19 protein-coding genes are annotated in these 21,593 nt (G+C 72.9%); 5 read left to right on the top strand and 14 right to left on the bottom strand.

The window, feature by feature from the left end; translation table 11 throughout:
- The first annotated feature begins 2 nt into the window (after positions 1 to 2).
- Positions 3 to 1,082, top strand: coding sequence for a 2,3-diaminopropionate biosynthesis protein SbnB (gene sbnB / locus CCN44_RS05345; RefSeq protein WP_086696980.1), 1,080 nt, complete (start codon positions 3 to 5; stop codon positions 1,080 to 1,082).
- 35 nt (positions 1,083 to 1,117) lie between these two features.
- Positions 1,118 to 2,140 (top strand): 2,3-diaminopropionate biosynthesis protein SbnA, encoded by a 1,023-nt coding sequence (sbnA, locus tag CCN44_RS05340; RefSeq protein ID WP_086696979.1) that lies wholly within the window; start codon positions 1,118 to 1,120, stop codon positions 2,138 to 2,140.
- Between the two features lie 58 nt (positions 2,141 to 2,198).
- Here the strand turns inward: sbnA and CCN44_RS05335 are convergent, their stop codons facing one another.
- From CCN44_RS05335 to CCN44_RS05300, 9 genes are all read right to left on the bottom strand, one after another.
- Positions 2,199 to 3,470, bottom strand: a complete 1,272-nt coding sequence (locus CCN44_RS05335; RefSeq protein WP_237480835.1) for an MFS transporter — start codon at positions 3,468 to 3,470, stop codon at positions 2,199 to 2,201.
- The gene (locus CCN44_RS05330) at positions 3,368 to 3,871 is read right to left on the bottom strand and encodes a GNAT family N-acetyltransferase (RefSeq protein ID WP_059253389.1); all 504 of its coding nucleotides are present in this window, start codon (positions 3,869 to 3,871) and stop codon (positions 3,368 to 3,370) included. Before CCN44_RS05330 ends, CCN44_RS05335 begins: the two co-directional genes overlap by 103 nt.
- 1 nt (position 3,872) lies before the next feature.
- Complete coding sequence (locus CCN44_RS05325) at positions 3,873 to 5,021, bottom strand: type III PLP-dependent enzyme (RefSeq protein WP_208639712.1); 1,149 nt, start codon at positions 5,019 to 5,021, stop codon at positions 3,873 to 3,875.
- Complete coding sequence (locus tag CCN44_RS45435; RefSeq protein ID WP_208639711.1) at positions 5,018 to 6,307, bottom strand: DUF6271 family protein; 1,290 nt, start codon at positions 6,305 to 6,307, stop codon at positions 5,018 to 5,020. Before CCN44_RS45435 ends, CCN44_RS05325 begins: the two co-directional genes overlap by 4 nt.
- The gene (locus CCN44_RS05320) at positions 6,304 to 7,335 is read right to left on the bottom strand and encodes a phytanoyl-CoA dioxygenase family protein (protein ID WP_059253384.1); all 1,032 of its coding nucleotides are present in this window, start codon (positions 7,333 to 7,335) and stop codon (positions 6,304 to 6,306) included. The genes CCN44_RS45435 and CCN44_RS05320 overlap by 4 nt, the downstream gene beginning before the upstream one ends.
- 96 nt (positions 7,336 to 7,431) lie before the next feature.
- Complete coding sequence (locus CCN44_RS05315) at positions 7,432 to 8,943, bottom strand: glycoside hydrolase family 3 protein (protein WP_086696978.1); 1,512 nt, start codon at positions 8,941 to 8,943, stop codon at positions 7,432 to 7,434.
- Between the two features lie 8 nt (positions 8,944 to 8,951).
- A complete protein-coding gene (locus tag CCN44_RS05310; protein WP_059253379.1) occupies positions 8,952 to 9,782 on the bottom strand; it encodes a carbohydrate ABC transporter permease in 831 nt (276 codons plus the stop codon).
- Positions 9,779 to 10,777: a carbohydrate ABC transporter permease gene (locus tag CCN44_RS05305; protein WP_059253377.1), complete on the bottom strand. Its 999-nt coding sequence runs from the start codon at positions 10,775 to 10,777 to the stop codon at positions 9,779 to 9,781. Before CCN44_RS05305 ends, CCN44_RS05310 begins: the two co-directional genes overlap by 4 nt.
- Before the next feature lie 78 nt (positions 10,778 to 10,855).
- Complete coding sequence (locus CCN44_RS05300) at positions 10,856 to 12,130, bottom strand: extracellular solute-binding protein (RefSeq protein WP_059253375.1); 1,275 nt, start codon at positions 12,128 to 12,130, stop codon at positions 10,856 to 10,858.
- 302 nt (positions 12,131 to 12,432) lie between these two features.
- On the opposite strand from CCN44_RS05300, the gene CCN44_RS05295 reads away from it, so the two are divergent.
- Positions 12,433 to 13,251 (top strand): GntR family transcriptional regulator, encoded by an 819-nt coding sequence (locus tag CCN44_RS05295; RefSeq protein WP_086696977.1) that lies wholly within the window; start codon positions 12,433 to 12,435, stop codon positions 13,249 to 13,251.
- Positions 13,252 to 13,546: 295 nt separating this feature from the next.
- Here CCN44_RS05295 and CCN44_RS05290 read toward each other — a convergent pair whose 3' ends face one another.
- From CCN44_RS05290 to CCN44_RS05280, 3 genes are all read right to left on the bottom strand, one after another.
- Positions 13,547 to 13,972 carry a DUF6299 family protein gene (locus CCN44_RS05290; RefSeq protein ID WP_059253371.1) on the bottom strand — a complete coding sequence of 142 codons (426 nt, stop codon included), beginning with the start codon at positions 13,970 to 13,972 and terminating at the stop codon, positions 13,547 to 13,549.
- 350 nt (positions 13,973 to 14,322) lie between these two features.
- The gene (locus CCN44_RS05285; RefSeq protein ID WP_059253369.1) at positions 14,323 to 14,721 is read right to left on the bottom strand and encodes a RidA family protein; all 399 of its coding nucleotides are present in this window, start codon (positions 14,719 to 14,721) and stop codon (positions 14,323 to 14,325) included.
- The gene (locus tag CCN44_RS05280; protein WP_086696976.1) at positions 14,718 to 15,848 is read right to left on the bottom strand and encodes an acyl-CoA dehydrogenase family protein; all 1,131 of its coding nucleotides are present in this window, start codon (positions 15,846 to 15,848) and stop codon (positions 14,718 to 14,720) included. The genes CCN44_RS05285 and CCN44_RS05280 overlap by 4 nt, the downstream gene beginning before the upstream one ends.
- Positions 15,849 to 16,033: 185 nt before the next feature.
- On the opposite strand from CCN44_RS05280, the gene CCN44_RS05275 reads away from it, so the two are divergent.
- The gene (locus CCN44_RS05275; protein WP_086696975.1) at positions 16,034 to 17,626 is read left to right on the top strand and encodes an AMP-binding protein; all 1,593 of its coding nucleotides are present in this window, start codon (positions 16,034 to 16,036) and stop codon (positions 17,624 to 17,626) included.
- A gap of 15 nt (positions 17,627 to 17,641) precedes the next feature.
- Entirely contained in the window at positions 17,642 to 18,454 is an 813-nt protein-coding gene (locus tag CCN44_RS05270; RefSeq protein WP_059253363.1) for a PaaX family transcriptional regulator, read from the top strand.
- A gap of 19 nt (positions 18,455 to 18,473) precedes the next feature.
- Here the strand turns inward: CCN44_RS05270 and CCN44_RS05265 are convergent, their stop codons facing one another.
- Together CCN44_RS05265 and CCN44_RS05260 are read right to left on the bottom strand one after the other, a co-directional pair.
- Positions 18,474 to 20,783, bottom strand: a complete 2,310-nt coding sequence (locus CCN44_RS05265; protein ID WP_237480833.1) for a bifunctional salicylyl-CoA 5-hydroxylase/oxidoreductase — start codon at positions 20,781 to 20,783, stop codon at positions 18,474 to 18,476.
- A partial coding sequence (locus tag CCN44_RS05260; RefSeq protein WP_107502048.1) for an enoyl-CoA hydratase family protein occupies positions 20,780 to 21,593 on the bottom strand: 814 nt, incomplete at its 5' end. The genes CCN44_RS05260 and CCN44_RS05265, both read right to left, overlap by 4 nt.

Raw genomic sequence — 21,593 nt, 5'->3', positions numbered from 1 at the left:
CCGTGCAGCCGGTAGGTGGCCTCGACCAGTTCCACCAGTTCCTTCTCGCGCCCGGCCCCGCGTCGGCGCCCACCTTCGCGGTGGTCTCCGGCAAGCAGGTGCGGCAGGCCCTCGCCGGGCGCGAGAAGGAACTGGTGGAACTGGTCGAGGCCACCTACCGGCTGCACGGTGCCGGGGACTCGGTCAACCCGCCGTCGTACTTCCTGCGCTTCCCCGACCGCCCGTCGTCGCGGATCATCGCGCTGCCCGCCTCCCTGGGCGGCGCCGCGCACGTGGACGGCATGAAGTGGATCTCCAGCTTCCCCGACAACGTGCGGGCCGGGCTGCCGCGCGCCTCCGCGGTGCTGATCCTCAACGACCACGACACCGGCTATCCGTTCGCCTGTCTGGAGAGTTCCGTCATCAGCGCGACCAGGACGGCGGCCTCGGCCGCGCTGGCCGCCGACTGGCTCAGCCGCACCCGGAGCCGGCCCCGCCGGGTCGGATTCTTCGGCACCGGCCTGATCGCCCGGTACATCCACACCTTCCTGGCCGGCACCGGCTGGACCTTCGACGCGATCGGCGTGCACGACCTGTCCGCCGACAGCACCGCCGGCTTCCGCGGCTATCTGGACCAGACCGGCGCCACCGGGCAGATCACCGTCCACGACCGCCCCGAGGACCTGATCCGCTCCAGCGACCTCGTGGTCTTCGCCACCATCGCCGGCCGGCCGCACGTCATGGCCCCCGGCTGGTTCGAGCACAACCCCGTGGTGCTGCACGTGTCGCTGCGCGACCTGGCCCCCGAGGTCCTGCTCGGCGCGGCCAACTTCGTGGACGACGTCGACCACTGCCTGCAGGCGGACACCTCCCCGCACCTGGTCGAGCAGCGCACCGGGAGCCGCGACTTCCTCAACGGCACCCTGTACGACGTGATGCTCGGCCGGGCCGCCGCGCCCCCCGACCAGCCGGTGATCTTCTCCCCGTTCGGCCTGGGCGTCCTCGACCTGGCCGTCGGCAAGTACGTCTACGACCAAGTGGCCCGGGCGGGCGAACTCCGCCTCATCGACGACTTCTTCCACGACCTGCGCCGGTACGGCTGAGGCGTTGCCCTCGGCCCTGGCATCAGGAGGCTGCCGTGCCCGTCATCACCGCTCCCCACTCCTTCAACGAAGGAAGTCTCTTCGTCGATCTGGAGCCGGTCTTCGGATACCGCCTCTACCTCAAGTGCGAGGGCTTCAACTTCGCCGGATCCATCAAGTTGAAGGCCGCGAACGAGATGGTGGAGAGCGCGGAGCGGGACGGGAGCCTGACGCCCGACTCCGTCCTGGTCGAGTCCTCGTCCGGAAACCTGGGCGTCGCGCTCAGCATGATCGCCGCGAGCAAGGGCTACCGGTTCCTGTGCGTGACGGACCCGCGGTGCAACCTGTCGACCAAGCTGCTGATGGAGGCCCTCGGCAGCCATGTGCACGTCGTGACCGACCTGGACGCCAACGGCGGCTTCCTGGGCACACGGCTGGAGTACGTCCGTGCGCTGTGCGCGTCCGACGAGCGGTACGTGTGGCTCAGCCAGTACACCAACCCGGGGAACTGGCGGGCTCACTTCCGGACCACGGCACCGGAGATCGCCAGCCACTTCCCGCGGCTGGACGTGCTGTTCGTCGGGACCGGCACCGCGGGCACGCTGATGGGCTGCGCCCGCTACTTCCGCAAATGGCAGCGGCCGGTGCGGATCGTCGCCGTGGACAGCGTGGGCTCGGTGGCCTTCGGCGGCGAGCCCGGCCGCCGGATGATCCCGGGGCTGGGCATGAGCATGCGTCCGCCGCTGCTGGACGAGTCGTACGTGGACGAGGTGATCCGGGTGGAGGAGGCGGACACCATCCGCACCTGTCACCGGCTGGCCCGGCGGGGCTTCCTGTTCGGCGGCTCCACGGGCTCGGTGGTCAGCGCCGCGACGGACTGGCTGGCCCGGCACGGCACCCGCGACCTCACCGCGGTGGCCATCGCGCCCGACCTCGGCGAGCGCTACCTCGACACCATCTACCAGAGCAACTGGCTCCAGGACCTCTACGGCGAGCACCTGCTCGACGCCGCCGACGCGGACAGCCCCTGGGAGCGGGACTCCGCCCCCCGGTCACCGGGCCGCCGCCGAAGACGGTGACACAGCCGCCCGCCGCTCGTACGACCACGCCGCCCGGTGAGCGGCCGGCCGGACCGGGTCAGCCGACCGGTTCCGGGGTGCGGGCGCGCCAGGGGATGCGGAACGCGGTCACCGTGACGATCAGGGCCGAGGCCGCCACCGTGGCCATGCCCACGGTCAGGTTCGCCGCGCCGGCCACGAAGCCGATCACGGCGGGGCCGGCCAGCAGGCCCGTGGTGCCCATCGCGGCGACCAGCGCCAGCGCGTCCGAACCGCGGCCGGCCGCCGCCACGTACACGCACGGGGTGACGGCCGCCGCACCGAGGCCGACGCAGGCGAAGCCGAGCAGCGTCGGCACCACGCCCCCGGCCAGCAGGGCGAGCGCCAGCCCCACGGCGGCCACCGCGCTGCCGGTGACCACCACCCGCCCGTCGCCCCAGCGGGTGCGCCAGCGGTCCGCGCACAGGCGGGCCAGCAGCATCATCACCGAGACCACCGCGATGCCCAGCGGGGCGACGGTCGCCGGCGCCCGGACGACGTCCTCCATGTAGAGCGTCGACCAGTCGTTCATGGCGCCCTCGGTGATCGTGCCGAAGGCCATGGCACAGCCCATGAGGAGGGTGGTGCCGGAGGGCAGGCCCCGGCGGGCGCGCCGCTTCGGCTCCTCCTGGGCCGCGGGGCTCGCCGGCTCGTGCGCCAGCAGGCCCGGGCGGGCGCCCGCGAGCAGGAGCAGCAGCAGGGCGCCGGCGACGGCGAAGTGGGCCGGGACGGACCCGGTCACGGCGGTGACGCCGGAGGCCAGCAGCGCGGCGGCGAGCAGCCCGCCGCTGAAGGTGGCGTGCAGCTGCGACATGGCCGTACGCCCGTGGGTGGTCTCCAGCGCGGCGCCCTGCGCGTTCATGGCGACGTTGAGGCAGCCGACCGCGACGCCGTCGGCGCACACGGCGAGCAGCGCGAGCGGGTAGTTCGGTACGACGGACAGCGCGGCCAGTACGGCGATCAGGCCGATGGCGGAGGCGAGGGAGAGCAGCCGCGAGCCGAGCCGCCGCATCAGGGCGGCGACCAGCGGGAAGGAGGCCGCCGCACCGGCCCCGCAGGCCATCAGCAGCAGCCCCACCTCGCCGGCGCCCAGGTCCAGCCGGGTCTTCAGCGCGGGCAGCCGGGCGACCCAGGTGCCGTACTGGAAGCCGAGGAAGCAGAACAGCGCCGCGATCGACCACTTGGCGCGGGAGAAGGAGGGTGCGGGCATCAGCTCGCCTTCCGCAGGGCGGTGACCTGGGCCGACATGTACACCGCGCCGCTGCCGTAGCCGTCCGGCACCGGCGCCTCGGGGTGGGGGAGGTAGCCGCACGCCCGCCAGAAGGGCTCCTTGCCGGCGACCGCGATCAGCGAGATGGTCGCGAAGCCCCGGCCGCGGGCCGCGTCCGTGAGGTGGCGGACCAGGCGGGTGCCCAGGCCCCGGCGCCGCAGCGGCGCGCTGACGACCAGGTCGTGCAGGTGGAGGTTGGTGGCGTGGTGGGCGATCTGTTCCCGGCGGGTCAGGTCGGGGCAGTGGAACCGCCGGTAGGGCAGGGCGAGCACGTAGCCCGCGATCCGGCCGTCGAGGTCCAGGACGAAGCTGGTGCCCGCCGCGGCCCGGGACCGCAGGACGGTCTCCCCCTCCGTCAGCGAGGTGCCGGCGTACGCCCCGGCCTCCAGGGCCGCGATCTGCGGCCAGTCGGCCTCGGTGACGCCCCGTACGAGGCCTGTCATGTCAGTGGTGTCCTTCCTGGCCACGGGTGCACACGCACGGCAGCGGGCGGATGCCGTTGAACCCCTGGGTCATGTAACTGGTGGCGTAGGCGCCGGCGGCGAGGATCCGGACCGGGTCGCCGGAGCGGACGGACCGGGGCACGCGCACCGGGTACCGGCCGTCGCCGTAGGCGTCGTCGCTGTCGCAGGTGGGGCCGGCGACGATCGCGGGGACGTACTCCTCGGTCTCCCGCCCGGGGAAGACCAGCGGGTGGGTCACCTGGTCCATCTCGTACAGGCCGTTGAACTTGCCGACGCTCAGGTACAGCCAGCGGGTCCGCCCGCCGCCCGGCTGCGCCCGTTCGGTCAGCCGGACCACGTGGGCCTGGATCACGCCGTGATCGGCGACCAGGTGGCGCCCCGGCTCCAGTACGAAGCCGAGCGGGGCGGCGGCCAGCGCGGCCAGGCGTTCCATGCCCTCGCGGAGCACGGTGAAGATCTTGTCGAGGGGCGGTGCGAGGGGGTTGCCGTGGCGGTCCCGGTAGCCGAGCGCGGGCAGTCCGCCGCCGAGGTTGACGTGGTCGAGCACGATCCCCCGCCCGGCCAGCGCCGTCAGGGTCTCGGCGAGGGTGTCCAGGGCCTGCCGCCAGGCCTCGCAGGTCATCTGCTGGGAGCCGACGTGCACGGACAGGCCGGCCGGGACGAGGCCGGCCGCGCGGGCCGTGGCCAGCACCCGGACGGCCTCGTCCGGCCCGCAGCCGAACTTGCGGTTCAGGCCCCACAGGGCGCCCTCCCCGCTGGTGGCCAGGCGGCAGAACACCCGGGCGCCGGGTGCGTGGGCGGCGATGGCGGTGACGTCCTCGACGCTGTCGGTGGCGAACGTACGGACACCCAGGCGGTGGGCTTCGGCGATGTCGTGGTCGGACTTGATGGTGTTGCCGTAGTGGATGCGGTCCGGCCGCGCGCCGGCGCGCAGGGCCTGGGTGATCTCGGCGGGGCCGGCCGCGTCGAACCCCGCGCCGCGGGCGGCGAGGCAGCGGAGGACCTCGTCGACCGGGCAGGCCTTGAGGGCGAAGCGGATGCGGGTTCCGGGCAGCTCGGTGAGCAGGGTGTCGTAGTGGTGCTCTATGCCGGTGAGGTCGTAGAGGAGGCGGTCGGTGGGCGCGCTCATGTGCGGGCCGCCTCGACAAGTGCCGGCCAGGACTCGGCCAGGTGGGCGAAGTCCTCGATGTCCCGTTCCGCCTGGTCGAGCAACTCTTCGCGTTCCGCCGTGAGTCGGTCCGCGAACGCCGCGTACCGGCCGCCCAGCTTCCGGTACGCCGTGTCGACCCGGTCCAGCCGCCAGACGTTCTCCGTGCGGTCCAGGGCCGTGCTCTCCCGCAGGAACTGCACGACGCGGTCGGGGCGCACCCGGTGCCGGGCGTCCAGCAGCCCCTCGCCCTCGGCCGCCATCCGGTCGTAGACGTCGTGGAAGTACAGCATCGACAGGAGGAACTTCACGAACCGGCGCTGGTAGGCCGGGAAGCCGGTGTCGGTGCGGCGTTCGGGGGTGTGGAAGTTCTGGATGTGGCGGTTGTGCAGGATGCCGGGCAGGTGCGCGTCGTGGACGAGGTGGAGGAGGAAGTAGTCGCTGCCGATGGTGTCGGTGGCGGGCGGGAGCGGGACCCGCTCGTACACCGCGCGGTCGAAGGCCACGTTGCACATGTCGACGCGCATGGGGTCGACCCGGGTGAGGGTCGCGCGGTCGCCGGTGAAGGGGGCGGTGCCCGCGCCGGTGAAGGACTCCTCGACCAGCGCGCGCCTGCGTTCCTCCGGCCAGTCGCCGGGTGCCCAGAGGCCGACCACGTCGTGGTAGACGCCCTCGTCCAGGCGTCGTATCTCCCCGATGTCGACGGAGAGTTCGCCGATGAAGGAGGCTCCGGCGAGGGAGACCGGGCGGTCGGCGAGGGCCGGTTCGAGGTCGGTGCGGGTGACCGCGGCCGCGGCTTCGGCGGCGGGGCGGCCCAGCCAGGGCAGCTCGTGGTGGACGGGGAACACCGGCTGCCCGTCGTGGAGTTGGTAGGTGCTGTCGGAGTCCCTGCGGTGCACCGAGCGGCAGCCGAGGGCGGCGGCCAGCAGGAACGCCCGGTTGGTGCAGGCGCCGTAGGAGACGGCGGGCGGGAGCATGAGGCGGAGCAGGCGGTCCGGGTCGGGCAGGCCGGCCCGCCGGATCGTCCGGCGCAGCCAGGCGCGTTGCCGTTCCTCGTCGAGGTGGTGGACGGTGACGCCCGGCCGGACGGGCAGGGCGGCGACCGTGCGGGTGTGCTCGGCCCGGGTGGTGTCGTCGGCGGAGTCCAGGATCAGCAGCTGGACGTCGGCGCCGAAGCGGCGGGCGGCGTAGTCGGCTTCGGCGTGCAGGGCGGTGATGGTGGCGGAGCAGGCCCGGTTGGTGGGCAGGGTGAGGCAGACGCGGTTCACCGGGCACCGTCCGCGGTGGCCCAGGAGTCGAGGCCGAGCAGCTTGCGCCCCAGGTCGTTCAGTTCGGCGGGGCCGTAGCGCAGGGCTTCGGGTTTCCGGGCGTCGCCGAGCAGGGTGGCGTTCCAGTCGGGGGTGGCGAGGGTGCGCCAGGACTCCACGCGGGAGTCGCGCAGGGCCGTGTGCTCCTCCAGCGCGGGCATCATCGACAGGTACTGGACGGCTCGGACAGCGTTGTCAGAGCGGTTGGGGGCGACGCCGTGGGCGAGCAGCCCGTTGAAGATGAGCAGGTCGCCGGCCTGGAGGTCGGGGCGGATCACGGGGAACTCGGCGCGGTCGACGGCGGGCCGGACGGGGTCGCGGCCGGGTGGCTGGGCGATGCGCCACTCCTCGAAGCGGCGGAAGAGTTCGGGCGCGCACTGGAAGCCGCCGAGTTCGGGGCGGGTGTCGGTGAGGGCGATGATGCCCTGGACGCGCTGCGGCAGCACGGCGAGGGTGGTGTCGACGTCCCAGTGCAGCTCGATGTCGAAGCCTTCGTCGGTGGGTTCGATCAGGGAGCGGGAGCGGGTGCGGACGTTGGGCGGGTTGAGGTTGAGCCGGTCCAGGGTTACCCACAGTTGGGGGCTGTCCCACACGTCCACGAAGGCGTCGTAGACCCGCCGGCTCTGCCGGCTGTCCCAGATGAGCTGGTGGTGGTAGGCCTCGACGAAGCCGTAGATGTAGAGGTGGCGGTCGAGTTCGGAGCGGAACGGGGGCTCCTCGTACCAGGTGTCGGGGCGGTCGGGGTCGAGCCCCTGGAACTGCCAGGCGAAGTCGAGCAGGGCCTTGGCCTCGCCGGGGGTGACGGCCTCGCGTACGACGACGTAGCCGTAGGTCTGCCAGAAGGCGAAGTCCTCCTCCGACAGCACGCGCAGCGGCTGGGTCTTGCGGAGGTCGCGCAGGGGGGTGGGGGCGAGGTAGGTCTCGCCGTCGGCGCTGAAGTAGGGGCGGTCGGTGGCCGCGCGGTGGAGGTGGGGATGGGGCGTCTGCATGCGTTTCCTCTGGAGCACACGTGCGGTTGAGATCCGGGAAAAAAGCACGGAGGAGCGGGCCGCCCGCTGGCGCGGGCGGCCGATGAGCCCGTGGGTTCAGCCCGCGACGACGGCCTCGGCCGCCGCCACACCGCAGACCCGGGCGGCGCCGTAGGTGGCGATGTGCAGGGTGCCGCGCGGTGGGGCCTGCGGCAGGCCCATCTCGACCACGACGGTGTCGGGCCGGGCGGCGAGCAGGGCGGAGAGCGCGGAGCGCATCCAGTCGTGCCGGTGCTCGTCGCGGACCACGGCGACGATCCGGCGTCCGCCGGCCGCGGCGAGGACGGCGTCACCGGCGCCCTCGCCGGTGAAGGAGCCGGAGGCGCTGCCGGGCAGCAGCCGCTGGAGTTCGGCGGCGACGCCCCACGGGGTCTGGTCGCCGACGGCGATGTTCGGGGCCGGGTTGAACTGGGCGACGTACACCGGTTCGGTGACCGGTGCGGCGGGGCCGGTGCGGGTCACGGTGAGCGCGCGGCGGGCCGCGACCAGGCCGATCTCCGGGTCGGGCGCGGTCTTCCCCGCGTCGCCGCGGGCCGCGGCGGTCCAGGCGGCGAGGTCGCGCACCCGGGCCGCTGCGTCGGCGAGCCGTTCGGCGGGCAGTTCGCCGGAGCGTACGGCGGCGACGAGCGCGTCCCGCAGTTTCAGCACGGTGCCCTCGTCGCACAGTCCGCCGCCCACGCAGATGGCGTCGGCGCCGGCCGCGATCGCGAGGACCACGCCGTGCTCCAGGCCGTAGGTCCCGGAGATCGCGCGCATCTCCATGCCGTCGGTGACGATCAGGCCCTGGTAGCCGAGTTCGCCGCGCAGCAGCTCGGTGAGGACGCGCCGGGACAGGGTGCCGGGGCGGTCGGGGTCGAGGGCTGGGACGAGGATGTGGGCGCTCATGATCGCCCGGGTGCCGGCGGCGATGGCCGCGCGGAACGGTGGCAGTTCGCGCTCGTACAGCGTGTCGGCGTCGACGTCGATGCGGGGTACCGCGTGGTGCGAGTCGACGTTGGTGTCACCGTGTCCGGGGAAGTGCTTGGTGCAGGCGGCGACGCCGGTGGACTGCAGGCCCTCGACCCAGGCGGCGGTGTGCCGGGCCACCAGGTCGGGGCTCGCGCCGAAGGAGCGGACGCCGATGACGGGGTTGTCCGCGTCGGCGTTGACGTCGGCGGAGGGCGCCCAGTCGAAGGTGACGCCGCAGGCGGCCAGGCGCCGGCCCAGCTCGCGGGAGACGGCGCGGGTGAGGTCGGGGTCGTCGACGGCGCCGAGGGCGTGGTTGCCGGGGAAGGAGGAGCCGGTGCGCACGTCGAGGCGGGTGACGTCGCCGCTCTCCTCGTCGATGGCGATCAGCAGGTCGTCGCGTTCGGCGCGCAGGTGCGCGGTGAGCGCGGTGACCTGGTCCTCGCTGACGACGTTGCGGCCGAACAGGGCGACGGAGGCGAGGCCCTCGCCGATGCGGCGGCGCACCCAGTCGGGGGCGGTGGTGCCGTCGAAGCCCGGTTGCAGCACCGCGAGGGCGTCCCGGGCAAGGCTGTCGCCCGCGGCGGATCCGCTGCCGGACGCGGTGGTGGCGATGGTGGTCATCGGGGGCGTCATCCCTTCACGGCGCCGTCGGTCAGACCGCTGACAGCCTTGCGTTGCAGGAAGATGAAGAGGATCAGGATGGGCAGCGCGAACAGGGACGAGGCGGCCATGGTGGCGCCCCAGTCGTCGCCGAAGGCGGTCTGGAACTGGGACAGCCACAGCGGCAGGGTCTGCTTCTCGGCGTCCTTGTTGAGGATCAGGACGAGCGGGAACTCGTTCCAGGCGGTGATGAAGCCGAACAGCGAGGTCGCCATCAGTCCGGGCGCCAGCAGCGGGAAGATCACCTTGACGAAGGCCTGGAGGCGGGTGCAGCCGTCGACCATCGCCGACTCCTCCAGCTCCTTGGGCACGGCGGCGACGTAGCCGCGCAGGGTGAGGATGGTCAGCGGCAGCACCATCATCGTGTAGAAGACGGTGAGCGGGACCAGGCTGTCGAGCATGTCGTTGTCGCGGACGATCATGTAGATGGCGATGATCATGACCTCCCAGGGGGCCATCTGCGCCAGCATGAACGTCACGATGAGGCCCCGCCGCCCCTTGAACCGCATCCGGGTCAGCGCGAAGGCCGCGAACAGGGCGATGACGAGGGAGAACACGACCGACAGGGCGGTGACGGTGACCGAGTTCAGGACCAGGGTCCAGAAGTGGTCGGCGTCGACGGCCTTCTGGAAGTGTTCGAGGGTGGCGTTCGTCGGGAACCACACCGGGTCGTCGGCGATGATGTCGCCGGTCGGCTTGAAGGCCGTGGCGAACATCCAGTAGACGGGGAAGACGAAGCCGGCGAAGAGGACGACGGCGGTCGCGCCCGGCCAGATTCGTCCGAAGAGCGAGCGCTTCACAGCTCGTCCTCCTCTTGCTTGAGCACCATGCGCAGGTAGTACGAGGTGATGGCGAGCAGGACCAGGATGGTCAGGAAGGAGATCGCCGCGCCGACTCCGAAGTGCTGGTTGCCGACGCCCTCGACGTAGGCGTAGATCGGCAGGGTCTCGGTGAGGTGGTCGGGGCCGCCCTGGTTCATCGCGAAGATCTGCGCGAACGACTTGAAGACCCAGATGACCTCCAGGAAGGTCGTGGCGTAGAGGAACGGCCGCAGGAAGGGCAGGGTCACCGAGGTGAAGCCCTTCCAGGCGCCGGCGCCGTCCAGGGAGGCGGCCTCGTACAGCTCCTTGGGGATGGTGGTGGTGGCCGCGTAGAGGTTGATCGCCACGAAGGGTATGGACTGCCAGACGATGAGCAGGGTGACCACGGCGAAGGTGGAGAACTGGGTCTGGAGCCAGTTGTGGTCGGCCATGGAGTGCCAGCCGAGCTTGTCGAGCACCCAGTTGACGACGCCGAAGCGCTGGGCGAACAGCCACTGGTAGACGGTGGTGGCCGCGATGACCGGCATGGCCCAGGCGAGGACGAGGCCCACCATGAGCAGCAGCCGCATCTTCTTGCCGAGGCGGGCCAGCAGCAGCCCGACCAGGGTGCCGAGCACCATGATCAGTACGACGTTGGCGGCGGTGAAGACGACGGAGCGCCCGACGACGCGCCAGAAGTCGTCGCCGCTGAGCACCTCCTGGTAGTTGTCGACGCCGTTCCACTCGGTGAGGTGCTGGATCAGCTGCCGGGGATTGAGGTTCTGGAACGACAGCATGCCGTTCTTGACCAGGGGCCAGCCGAGCAGCACCGCGGTGGCCAGCAGCGCGGGCAGCAGGAGCAGGTAGGGGGCGGCGGCGTGGCGCCGGGACGGGGCGCCGGGGCTGCGGCCGTCACCTCGCGGCGGGGCCGGCACCCGGGCCTTGCGGACAGCGGGCTCCCCGGCCGTGTCCGTGCCTTCGGTCTGCACTGACATGAGTTGCCATCTCTTCCGTGGCCGTACGGACGACACAGGTGAGCCGGGGGCGCGAGCGCGGCGCCCCCGGCGCGGTCATCAGTTCTGCTGGGCCAGGCGCTTGTTGATCTCGTCCTCGACCTGCTTCGCGGCGTCCGCCGGGGACTTGCCGTTGAGCACGGCCGTCATGTACGACTTGATCGGGTTCGGGTTGTTCTCCACCGCGCCCCACTCGGGGATCAGCGGGGTGGTGCCGCCGACCGCGGAGCCCGGCACGGCGGCCTCGGCGACGGCGTTGCCCTTGAGGTTGGACTCCAGGGACTTCTTGTTCGGGATGACGCCGTTGAGCTTGGCCAGCTGACCCTCGTACTGGTCGGACAGGGCGATCTTCAGGAACTCCTTGGCCAGGGCCTGCTTCTCGCTGCCCTGGGCGACGGCGAGGTTGGAGCCGCCGAGGAAGACGCCCTCGGGCTTGTCCGGGGTCTCGCCCGGGATGGTGAAGTAGCCGAGGTCCTTCTCGATCGCCTTGTTGGCGGCGACGGCGGTGCCGGCCTCCCAGCCCATGCCGATGAAGGCGCCGGTGTTGCCCTTGGCGAAGACCTCGGCCTGCTGCGGGGTGGCCTCGTCCTTGTCCTTGGGGGCCTTGGAGTAGGAGGCGTACTTCTTGTAGATCTCCATGGCCTTGGCGACCTTCGGGTCACCGAGGTTGGAGACGTACTTGTCGCCTTCCTTCTTCACCAGGTCGGCGCCCTGGCCGATGGTCAGGCCGTCGAAGAAGTACCAGTTCTGGCCGGGCAGGTAGATCGGCTCGGCGTCGGTCTTCTTGCCGATGGTCTCCAGGTCCTTGAAGAACTCGTCCCGGGTCTTCGGGGTGTCCTTGATACCGGCCTTCGCCCAGATCTTCTTGTTGTAGATGACCACGCGGTTGGTGAAGTACCAGGGCGCCGCGTACTGCTTGCCGTCGTAGACGGAGGACTGCGAGACCGACGGCGTCCAGTCGGCGCCGATCTCCTTCTTCAGGTCGCTCAGGTCGGCGAGGCCGCCGGTGGCCGCGTAGGCCGGGGTCTGGGTGTTGCCGACCTCCAGCACGTCCGGCGGGTTGGACTCGGAGAGGGCGGTGGTGATCTTCTGCTGGATCCCGTCCCACTTCTGCGTCTCGAACTTCAGCTTCGCGCCGGTCTTCTTCTCGAAGGCGGCCGTGACGTCCTTGACCCACTGGTCCGGCGTGGAGCCGTCCATCGCCCAGACCGTCAGGGTCTGGCCCTTGAAGCTGTCCGGTCCCGCGTTCTTGTCGTCGCCGTCGTCCCCGCCGCACGCCGACACGGAGACCATCATGCCCGCGATCACGATCGCGGCCGCAAGCTTGCGCTTCACGCCACCCTCCTCAGGGATGCCACTAACCCCCCACGCCCTCGGCGGTGACCTGCGTACGACGCTGTTGCACGTAGGGCTCGGGACCTGGCCACTAATGGTGTAGACCAGTACGGTGGAGCTTGGCCTAGACCTTTTGGAGTGTCAAGGGTGGTTCGGAAAGCCGGTCCGGGCCGTTACGAGAAAGTCACCGGAGCGCGTCCGTCCGCATTCCGTCCCTTTCGCCCGGACCGTTCAGTTGGACTAGACCATACGGGAGTTGGTCGCTATAACGGGAGCCCATCGACACAGCCGGGAAGGCAGGCATGACCACCGACGTCAGCAGCGCCCAGCCGCACAGGGGGGCGTCCGGCCGCACCGCGCGCGTGCCGAAGTACTACCGGATCAAACAGCAGCTGCTCACCATGGCCGAGGCGCTGCAACCCGGCTCCGCCATGCCGGCGGAACGACTGCTCGCCGTCCGGTTCGACACCTCCCGGACCACCGTCCGCCAGGCGCTCCAGGAACTCGTCGGCGAGGGCCGGCTGGACCGGATCCAGGGCAAGGGCACCTTCGTCGCCCAGCCCAAGCTGTACCGCACCCTCCAGCTCACCTCGCACACCGAGGACATGCGGGCCCAGGGCCTCACCCCCGCCTCGCAGATGCTGGACATCGGCGAGGTGCCCGCCGACGAGAAGCTGGCGGGCCTGCTCGGCATCGGGATCGGCGAGCGGGTGCTGCGCATCGAGCGGCTGCGGCTGGCCAGTGGCGACCCGATGGCGATCGAGACGACCCATCTGTCGGTACGGCGCTTCCCCGGCCTGCGCCGGTCCCTGGCCACCTGCCCCTCGCTGTACACGGTGCTCGGCGAGGTGTACGGCGTCCACCTCGCCGAGGCCGACGAGACCATCGAGACCTCCCTGTCCACCCCGCGCGAGGCGCAGTTGCTCGGCACCGACGTGGGGCTGCCGATGCTGCTGCTGTCCCGGCACTCACGGGACGCGCAGGGCCGCCCGGTGGAGTGGGTGAGGTCGGTGTACCGGGGCTCCCGCTACAAGTTCGTGGCCGCCCTGCACCGGCCGGGCTCCCCGGTGCTGCGACGCGGGACGGCTCCGCGGGACCGGGACGACCTCGGCCGCACCTGAGGCGAGCCGACGGCGCCTGCCTCGGATCGCGGGCGGATGACCGCGGTGCACCAAGCGGTGCACGGCCGGTTCGTTCGGCATGTCCATCGGGGCCGCCCGGAGGCCGGCTGGGCGGCCGGTTCGTGCGGCGGGTCCAGCGGGACGCGGAGGCCGGCCGTGCGACCGCGGCGGACGCGGATGCCGGCGCACCCTCCGAGCCGCCCGCGGACGACACACGTCGCTGACGGCCCCTCGGACACGCGGACGTCCGGCCCCGCGGCGCGGGGCCGGACGGCGGCCGGGGCGGCGCCCGGTGTCACTCCTGGGTGAGCGTGATGTCCTGGCTCGTCATCGCGTGGAAGGCCGGCAGCAGGACGATGCCCGAGGGGCGCAGCTCCGTGAGGGTGGCCTCCACCCGCGCCGCCCCGGCCTTCAGCGCCTCCCCCGACACCTTGCCGGAGTTCTGCCAGCGGTGCTCGGCGCCGTCGCAGCGGGCGGTGCCGCCGCCGATGCCGTGCTTGAGGCGGGTGTCGGCCTGGCTGAGCGAGGAGCTGACGAGCACCGGGCCGGTGCCGCCGGTGCAGCGATAGGTGCCGGACAGCGTCACCGTGCCGTCGGACGCGATCCGGCCGACCGGGTCGACGGTGATCAGTTCGGACGGGTCGGCGACGGCCGGGCCGACCGCGGCGCACAGCAGCGCGGCGGCGCCGAGGGCCGTGGCGACGACGGGGCGTACGGGCATGGGATACCTCCCGGTTCCAGCGGATCGAGGGCTTCCACTGGTACCGGGCGGTCGGCTCGGCGGGCGTGACCGTCACCCCATCGGTGGCGCGTCATGAAACCGAACGGGCCAGGTCACCGGGGGTGCGGCGGGGCCGGGGCCGGTCGTCCGGACCAGGCGGGCCGTCGAGCGCGGCGCCTGCCGGCCCACCCCGGGCGGGGTCCGGTGCGTGCAGCTGCGGGGCGCAGGAGGGCGCCGACGCGAGGGGCCCCCAAGCAAGTGCGGCCGGGCGTGCGGAAGTCGGCGACCGACAGCACCCCGGGATGTGTGCGCCAGACCTCGCGACGCCGGGACGATCCGGACGGCAGGCCCTAGGGCAGGACGGCGAACCCGTCCAGCTCCACCAGTGCCCGCTCGTCCCACAGCCGTACGACCTGTACGACCGCCATCGCGGGATAGTCGCGGCCCGCCGACTCCCGCCAGATCCGGCCGAGTCGCCGGGCGTGCGCGCGGTACGCGGCGACGTCCGTGGCGTAGACGGTGACCCGGGCGAGGTCGGCGGGGGTGCCGCCGGCCGCGCGCAGGGCGGTGAGGAGGTTGCCGAGGGCCTGCTCGAACTGCTCGGGCAGCGTCTCGCCGGTGATCTTGCCGTCGCCGTCCAGGGCGGTCTGCCCGGCGAGGAACACCACGCGGGAGCCGGCCGCGACGACGGCGTGCGTGAAGCCCGTGGGCGGGGACAGCTCGGGCGGGTTGACGCGCTCGGTCGTCACCGGTCCTCCTTCTCGGCCGTGGCGTACAACTCCTTGGCGATGATGCCGCGTTGCACCTCGCTGGCGCCCTCGTAGATGCGGGGCGCGCGCACCTCGCGGTAGAGGTGTTCGAGCAGGTGGCCGCGGCGCAGGGCGCGGGCGCCGTGCAGCTGGACGGCGGCGTCGACGACGTACTGCGCGGTCTCGGTGGCGAGTAGCTTGGCCATCGCGGCGCGCCGGGGGACGTCGGCGGCTCCGGCGTCGTACGCGGCCGCCGCCGCGTAGACCATCAGCCGGGCCGCCTCGGTGCGCAGGGCCATCTCGGCGACCTGGTGGGACACCGCCTGAAGGTCCATCAGGGTGCCCCGGAACGCCTCGCGCCGGCGGGTGTGGCCGACGGTGGCGTCCAGCGCGGCCTGGGCCATGCCGACGGCGAAGGCGCCGACGCTGGGGCGGAAGAGGTTGAGGGTGCCCATGGCGACGGCGAAGCCGCGGTCGATGTCGCCGAGCACGTCGGCGGCGGTCACGGGCACGGCGTCGAAGTCGAGGGCGCCGATGGGGTGCGGCGAGATCATCTCCAGGGCGCTGCCGGTGAGTCCGGGCCGGTCGGCGGGGACCAGGAAGGCGGTCACCCCGCGCGCCCCGGCGCCGGGGGTGGTGCGGGCGAAGACGGTGTAGAAGTCGGCCTCGGGGGCGTTGGAGATCCAGCACTTGGCGCCGGTGAGCCGCCAGCCGTCGCCGTCGGGCTCGGCCGCGAGGGCCAGCGCCGCCGCGTCCGAGCCGGCCCCGGGCTCGCTCAGCGCGAAGGCGGCGACCGCGCTGCCGTCGGCGACCCGGGGCAGCCAGCGTGCCCGCTGGTCGGGGCTGCCGTGGGCGTGCACCGGGTGGGCGCCCAGGCCCTGGAGGGCGAGGGCGGTCTCGGCCTCGGTGCAGGCCTGGGCGAGGGACTCCCGCATCAGGCACAGGTCCAGCGCGCCGGAGTCGAAGAGCCGCGCGAGCAGGCCCAGCCGGCCGAGTTCGGCGAGCAGCGCCCGGTTGACGCGGCCGGGTTCGCCCTGGTCGGCGAGCGGGCGCAGCCGCCGGGCGGCCAGCTCGCGCAGCTCGGCGCACCAGGCGGTCTGCTCCGGTCCGAGTGAGAATGCGGACACAGCCGGTCCTCCCTCCGGGGGGCACTGCCGGGGCGGTTCCCCGTGCCCTTCCCTACCCACCTGCCGACGGTATCGCGCACAGTTGACTGCCGTCACCAACACGATACGCTCGATCCGCGAGCCCACCAGGAAGCCCGTTCGGACATCTGTCCCGGACCTCGGTCACGGCAAGGGGGCGGACCGCCATGCATCTCTCGGCCCACGTGGACACGTTCGCGCGCGACCACCTGCCCCCGCCGCACGAGTGGCCCGAGCTGCGGTTCGAGCTGCCGGAGCTGCGCTACCCCGCCCGGCTGAACTGCGCCGCGGAACTGCTGGACCACACCGACCCGGCCCGCCCCGTGTTCCGCACCCCGGACGGCCCCGCCTGGACGTACGGCGAGCTGCGCGCGCGGGTCGACCGGATCGCGCACGTGCTCACCGGCTCCCTGGGCGTGGTCCCGGGCAACCGGGTGCTGCTGCGCGGCCCCACCACGCCGTGGCTCGCCGCCTGCTGGCTGGCGGTGCTGAAGGCGGGCGCGGTCGCGGTCACCGTGCTGGCCCAGCAGCGCCCGCACGAGCTGGCCACCCTGTGCCAGATCGCCCGGGTGGGGCACGCGCTGTGCGACATCCGGGCGGTGGACGACCTGGCGAAGGCGTCGATACCCGGGCTGCGCATCACGACGTACGGCGGTGACACACCCGACGACCTGCTGCGCCGCCCGGCCCCCGCCGACCCCTATCCGGCGGTGGACACCGCGGCCGACGACGTGGCCCTGATCGCGTTCACCTCCGGCACGACGGGTCGCCCGAAAGGGTGCATGCACTTCCACCGGGATGTGCTCGCCATAGCCGACACCTTCTCAAGACATGTGTTGCGGCCCCATAGCGACGACCTCTTCGCCGGCAGTCCCCCGCTGGGCTTCACCTTCGGGCTCGGCGGACTGGTGATCTTCCCGATGCGGGCCGGGGCCAGCGCGCTCCTCCTCGAACAGGCCGGCCCCCGGCAGCTGCTCCCCGCGGTCGCCGAGCACCGCGTCTCGGTCCTCTTCACCGCGCCCACCGCCTACCGGGCCATGCTGGACGAGCTGGACCGGTACGACGTCTCGTCCCTCAGGCGCTGTGTGTCGGCCGGCGAGAACCTGCCCGCGGCCACCTGGCGGGCCTGGCACGAGCGGACGGGCCTGCGCCTCATCAACGGCATCGGCGCCACCGAGCTGCTGCACATCTTCATCTCCGCCGCCGACGAGGCGGTCCGGCCCGGCAGCACGGGCGTGCCGGTGCCGGGCTGGCAGGCGCGGGTCCAGGACGCCGACGGCACGCCGGTGCCGGACGGCGAGCCGGGCCTGCTGGCCGTGCGCGGCCCGGTCGGCTGCCGCTATCTCGCCGACCCGCGCCAGCGGGAGTACGTCCGGGGCGGCTGGAACATCACCGGCGACACCTACGTCCGCGAGGCCGACGGCTACTTCCGCTATGTGGCCCGCGCCGACGACATGATCATCTCGGCCGGGTACAACATCGCGGGCCCGGAGGTGGAGGAGGCGCTGCTGCGCCATCCGGACGTGGCCGAGACGGCGGTCGTCGGCCGCCCCGACGAGGCCCGCGGCCAGGTGCTGGTGGCCTACACGGTGCTGCGCGCCGGAGCCCGGCGCGACCCGGAGGCGCTGCGCTGCTTCCTCACCTCGGAGCTGGCCCCGTACAAATGCCCGCGCGAGTTCGTCTTCCTCGACGCGCTGCCGCGCACCGCCACCGGAAAACTCCAGCGGTTCCGCCTGCGCACCGATGGTGACCAGCAGTGATGCCGACGACCTAAAATGATCAACGTGTCCGAGCAGCACGCCCCCAGGTCCCTCATCGTCACGCTCTACGGCGCGTACGGCCGCTTCATGCCCGGCCCGGTGCCCGTCGCCGAGCTGATCCGGCTCCTGGCCGCGGTCGGCGTGGACGCGCCCTCCGTACGCTCCTCGGTGTCCCGGCTCAAGCGGCGCGGGCTGCTGCTGCCGGCCCGCACGGAGTCCGGCGCGGCCGGGTACGAACTCTCCGCCGAAGCGCGCCAGTTGCTGGAGGACGGCGACCGGCGCATCTACGCGGGCGCGCCCGTGGCGGACGAGGGCTGGGTGCTCGCGGTGTTCTCGGTCCCCGAGTCCGAGCGGCAGAAGCGGCACGTGCTGCGCTCCCGGCTGGCCGGCCTGGGCTTCGGCACGGCGGCCCCCGGGGTGTGGATCGCCCCGGCCCGGCTGTACGAGGAGACGGAGCACACCCTGCGCCGGCTGCGCCTCGATCCTTACGTCGACTTCTTCCGCGGCGAGCACCTGGGCTTCGCGGCCACGGCCGAGGCGGTGGCCCGCTGGTGGGACCTGGCCGCGATCGCCAAGGAGCACGAGCGCTTCCTGGACGTGCACGCGCCGGTCCTGCACGCCTGGGAGCGGCGCACCGACACCCCGCCCGAGGAGGCCTACCACGACTACCTCCTCGCCCTGGACTCCTGGCGTCACCTCCCCTACACCGACCCCGGCCTGCCCACCCGCCTGCTGCCGTCCGGCTGGCCCGGTGTCCGCTCGGCGGAGGTCTTCCGGGGCCTGCACGCACGGCTGCGGGACGCGGGCGCGCGGTTCGCGGGGCTGTGAGACCGCCGCGCGGCACGGCTCAGCCGCTGAGCGAGAGGCGGGGCCTGGGGGCGTCGGTGCGCCCGGTGCGGGGGCGCCGGCTGCCCGCCCGGTAGGGCGCGGGCCAGACCGCCCCCGGGCCCTCGTAGCCCTGCTCGGCCGCCGCGTGCAGGGTCCAGTGCGGGTCGTACAGGTGCGGCCGGGCCAGCGCGCACAGGTCCGCGCGGCCCGCCAGGATCAGCGAGTTGACGTCGTCCCAGGACGAGATCGCGCCCACCGCGATCACCGGGATCCGGACCTCGTGCCGGATCCGGTCGGCGAACGGCGTCTGGTACGACCGCCCGAACTCCGGCCGCTCCTCGGCCACCACCTGCCCGGTGGACACGTCGATGGCGTCGGCGCCGTGCGCGGCGAAGGCGCGGGCGATCGCGACGGCGTCCTCGGCGGTCGTCCCGCCCTCCGCCCAGTCGGTGGCCGAGATCCGGACGGTCATCGGCCGCTCGGCCGGCCACACCGCGCGGACGGCGTCGAAGACCTCCAGCGGGAAGCGGAGGCGGCGGTCCAGCGAGCCGCCGTAGGCGTCGGTGCGCCGGTTGGTGAGCGGGGAGAGGAAGCCGGAGAGCAGATAGCCGTGGGCGCAGTGCAGTTCGAGCAGGTCGAAGCCGGCCCGGGCGGCCCGCCAGGCAGCGGCGGCGAACTGCTCGCGCAGGTCGGTGAGCTGGGCCCGGGACAGTTCGCGCGGGGTCTGGCCGCCCGGCTTGTACGGCAGCGGGGAGGCGGCGACGAGGGGCCAGTTGCCGGTGGGCAGCGGCTCGTCCATGCCCTCCCACATCAGCTTCGTGGATCCCTTGCGGCCGGAGTGCCCGAGCTGTACGCCGATCGCCGTGCCCGGGGCCTGGCGGTGCACGAAATCCGTGACGCGCCGCCATGCCTCGGCCTGCCGGCCGCTGTAGAGGCCGGCGCAGCCGGGCGTGATCCGGCCCTCCGGGCTGACGCACACCATCTCCGTCATCACCAGCCCGGCCCCGCCCAGCGCGCGGGCGCCCAGGTGGACGAGGTGGAAGTCGCCGGGGACGCCGTCGGTGGCGGAGTACATGTCCATCGGGGACACGACGACCCGGTTGCGCAGGGTCAGGCCGCGCAGCCGGAACGGTGTGAACATCGGGGGTGTGCCGGGCGGGCAGCCGAACTCGCGCTCCACGGACTCGGTGAACCGGGCGTCGCGCAGCCGCAGGTTGTCGTGCGTGACGCGGCGGCTGCGGGTGAGCAGGTTGAAGGCGAACTGGCGGGGTGGCTGGCGCAGGTACAGCCGCAGGTTCTCGAACCACTCCAGGCTGGCCCGGGCCGCCCGCTGGGTGGAGGCGACGACGGGCCGGCGCTCCTCCTCGTAGGCCGCCAGCGCGCGGGGCACGTCCGGCTGTTCCGTCAGGCAGGCGGCCAGGGCGAGGGCGTCCTCCACGGCGAGCTTGGTGCCGGAGCCGATGGAGAAGTGGGCGGTGTGCGCGGCGTCGCCGAGCAGGACGACGTTGCCGTGCGACCAGCGGTCGTTGACCACGGTGCGGAAGGTGGTCCAGGCCGAGGAGTTGGAGCGCAGGGGACGTCCGCGCAGGGCCTCCGCGAAGACCTTGGCGCAGCGTTCCATGGACTCCTGCGGGGGGAGTTCGTCGTATCCCGCGGCCCGCCACACCTCCTCGTGCATCTCGATGATGACGGTGGAGGCGTCGGCCGCGAAGGGGTAGCCGTGCAGCTGCATCACGCCGTGCTCGGTCTCGGCGATCTCGAAGCGGAAGGCGTCGAAGGCGAAGTCGGCGGCGAGCCAGATGTAGCGGCAGTGGTGGGTGGCCACATGGGGACGGAAGACATGGGCCAGGCTCTCGCGGGTGGTGCTGTGCACACCGTCGGCGGCGACGACCAGGTCGTACTCCCGCGCGAGCCGGTCGATGTGCGGAGCCTCGGTGGAGAACCGCAGCTCCACGCCGAGCGAGCGGCAGCGTGCGTGCAGGATCTCCAGGAGCCGGTGCCGGCCCAGCGCGGCGAAGCCGTGGCCGCCGGAGCGGTGCCGGACGCCCCGGTGCACTATGTCGATGTCGTCCCAGCGGACGAAGTCCTGCCGCAGGGCTTCGTGGACGACCGGATCGGCGTGTTCTATGCCGCCCAGGGTTTCGTCGGAGAGGACCACTCCGAAGCCGAAGGTGACGTCCGGGGCGTTGCGCTCCCAGAGTGTGATCTCGCGGTTCGGGTCGAGGCGCTTGAGGAGGGCTGCGGCGTACAGGCCGCCGGGGCCGCCGCCGATGATCGCCACGCGCAGGGGGCGGCCGGGCGTCGTCGGCGCGTGGACGGGACCGGTCACCGTCCCCTCCACTTGGGAGGGCGCTTCTCCGTGAAGGCCGCGTGGAACTCCGCGTAGTCCTCGCCGTTCATCAGCAGGGCCTGGGTCGAGGCGTCCAGTTCCACCGAGGCCGCCAGGGGCATGTCCAGCTCGGCCGTCAGCAGCGCCTTGGTCTGGGCGTGGGCCAGGGCGGGGCCGTCGGCCAGGCGGCGGGCCAGGGCCTGGGCGGCCTCGTCCGCCCGCCCCTCGTCGGCCAGCTCGCTGATCAGACCGATGCGCTCGGCCTCCGGGGCCCGTACCGGCTCGCCCAGCATGAGGAGGCGGGTGGCGTGGCCGAGGCCGACGACCCGGGGCAGCAGATAGGCCGCGCCCATGTCGCCGCCGGACAGGCCGACCCGGGTGAAGAGGAAGGCGAAGCGGGCCGAGGGGTCCGCGATCCGGAAGTCGGCCGCCAGCGCGAGGACGGCCCCGGCGCCCGCGGCGACGCCGTGCACCGCGGCGATCACCGGGAACGGGCACTCCCGGACCGCCCGGACGACCTGGCCGGTCATCCGGTTGAAGTCCAGCAGCTGGGCGGTGTCCATGGCCAGCGTGGCGCCGATGATCTCGTCCACGTCGCCGCCGGAGCAGAAGCCGCGGCCCTCGCCGGCCAGCACGAGGGCGCGGACCGCGCGTTCCCGGGACAGTTCGGCGAGCAGGTCGCGCAGGTCGGCGTAGGCGCCGAAGGTGAGGGCGTTGAGCTTCTCGGGCCGGGCGAGGGTGACGGTGGCCACCCCGTCGGCGATCCGTACCCGCAGGTGCGCCCAGTCGGCGGTGCGGGCGGCCGAGCCG

The sequence above is a fragment of the Streptomyces tricolor genome (genome assembly GCF_002155905.1).
GTDB classification, from domain to species: Bacteria; Actinomycetota; Actinomycetes; order Streptomycetales; family Streptomycetaceae; genus Streptomyces; species Streptomyces tricolor.
The sequence above is the reverse complement of the archived record's forward strand: the minus strand, read 5'-3'. Positions and strand labels throughout refer to the sequence as shown.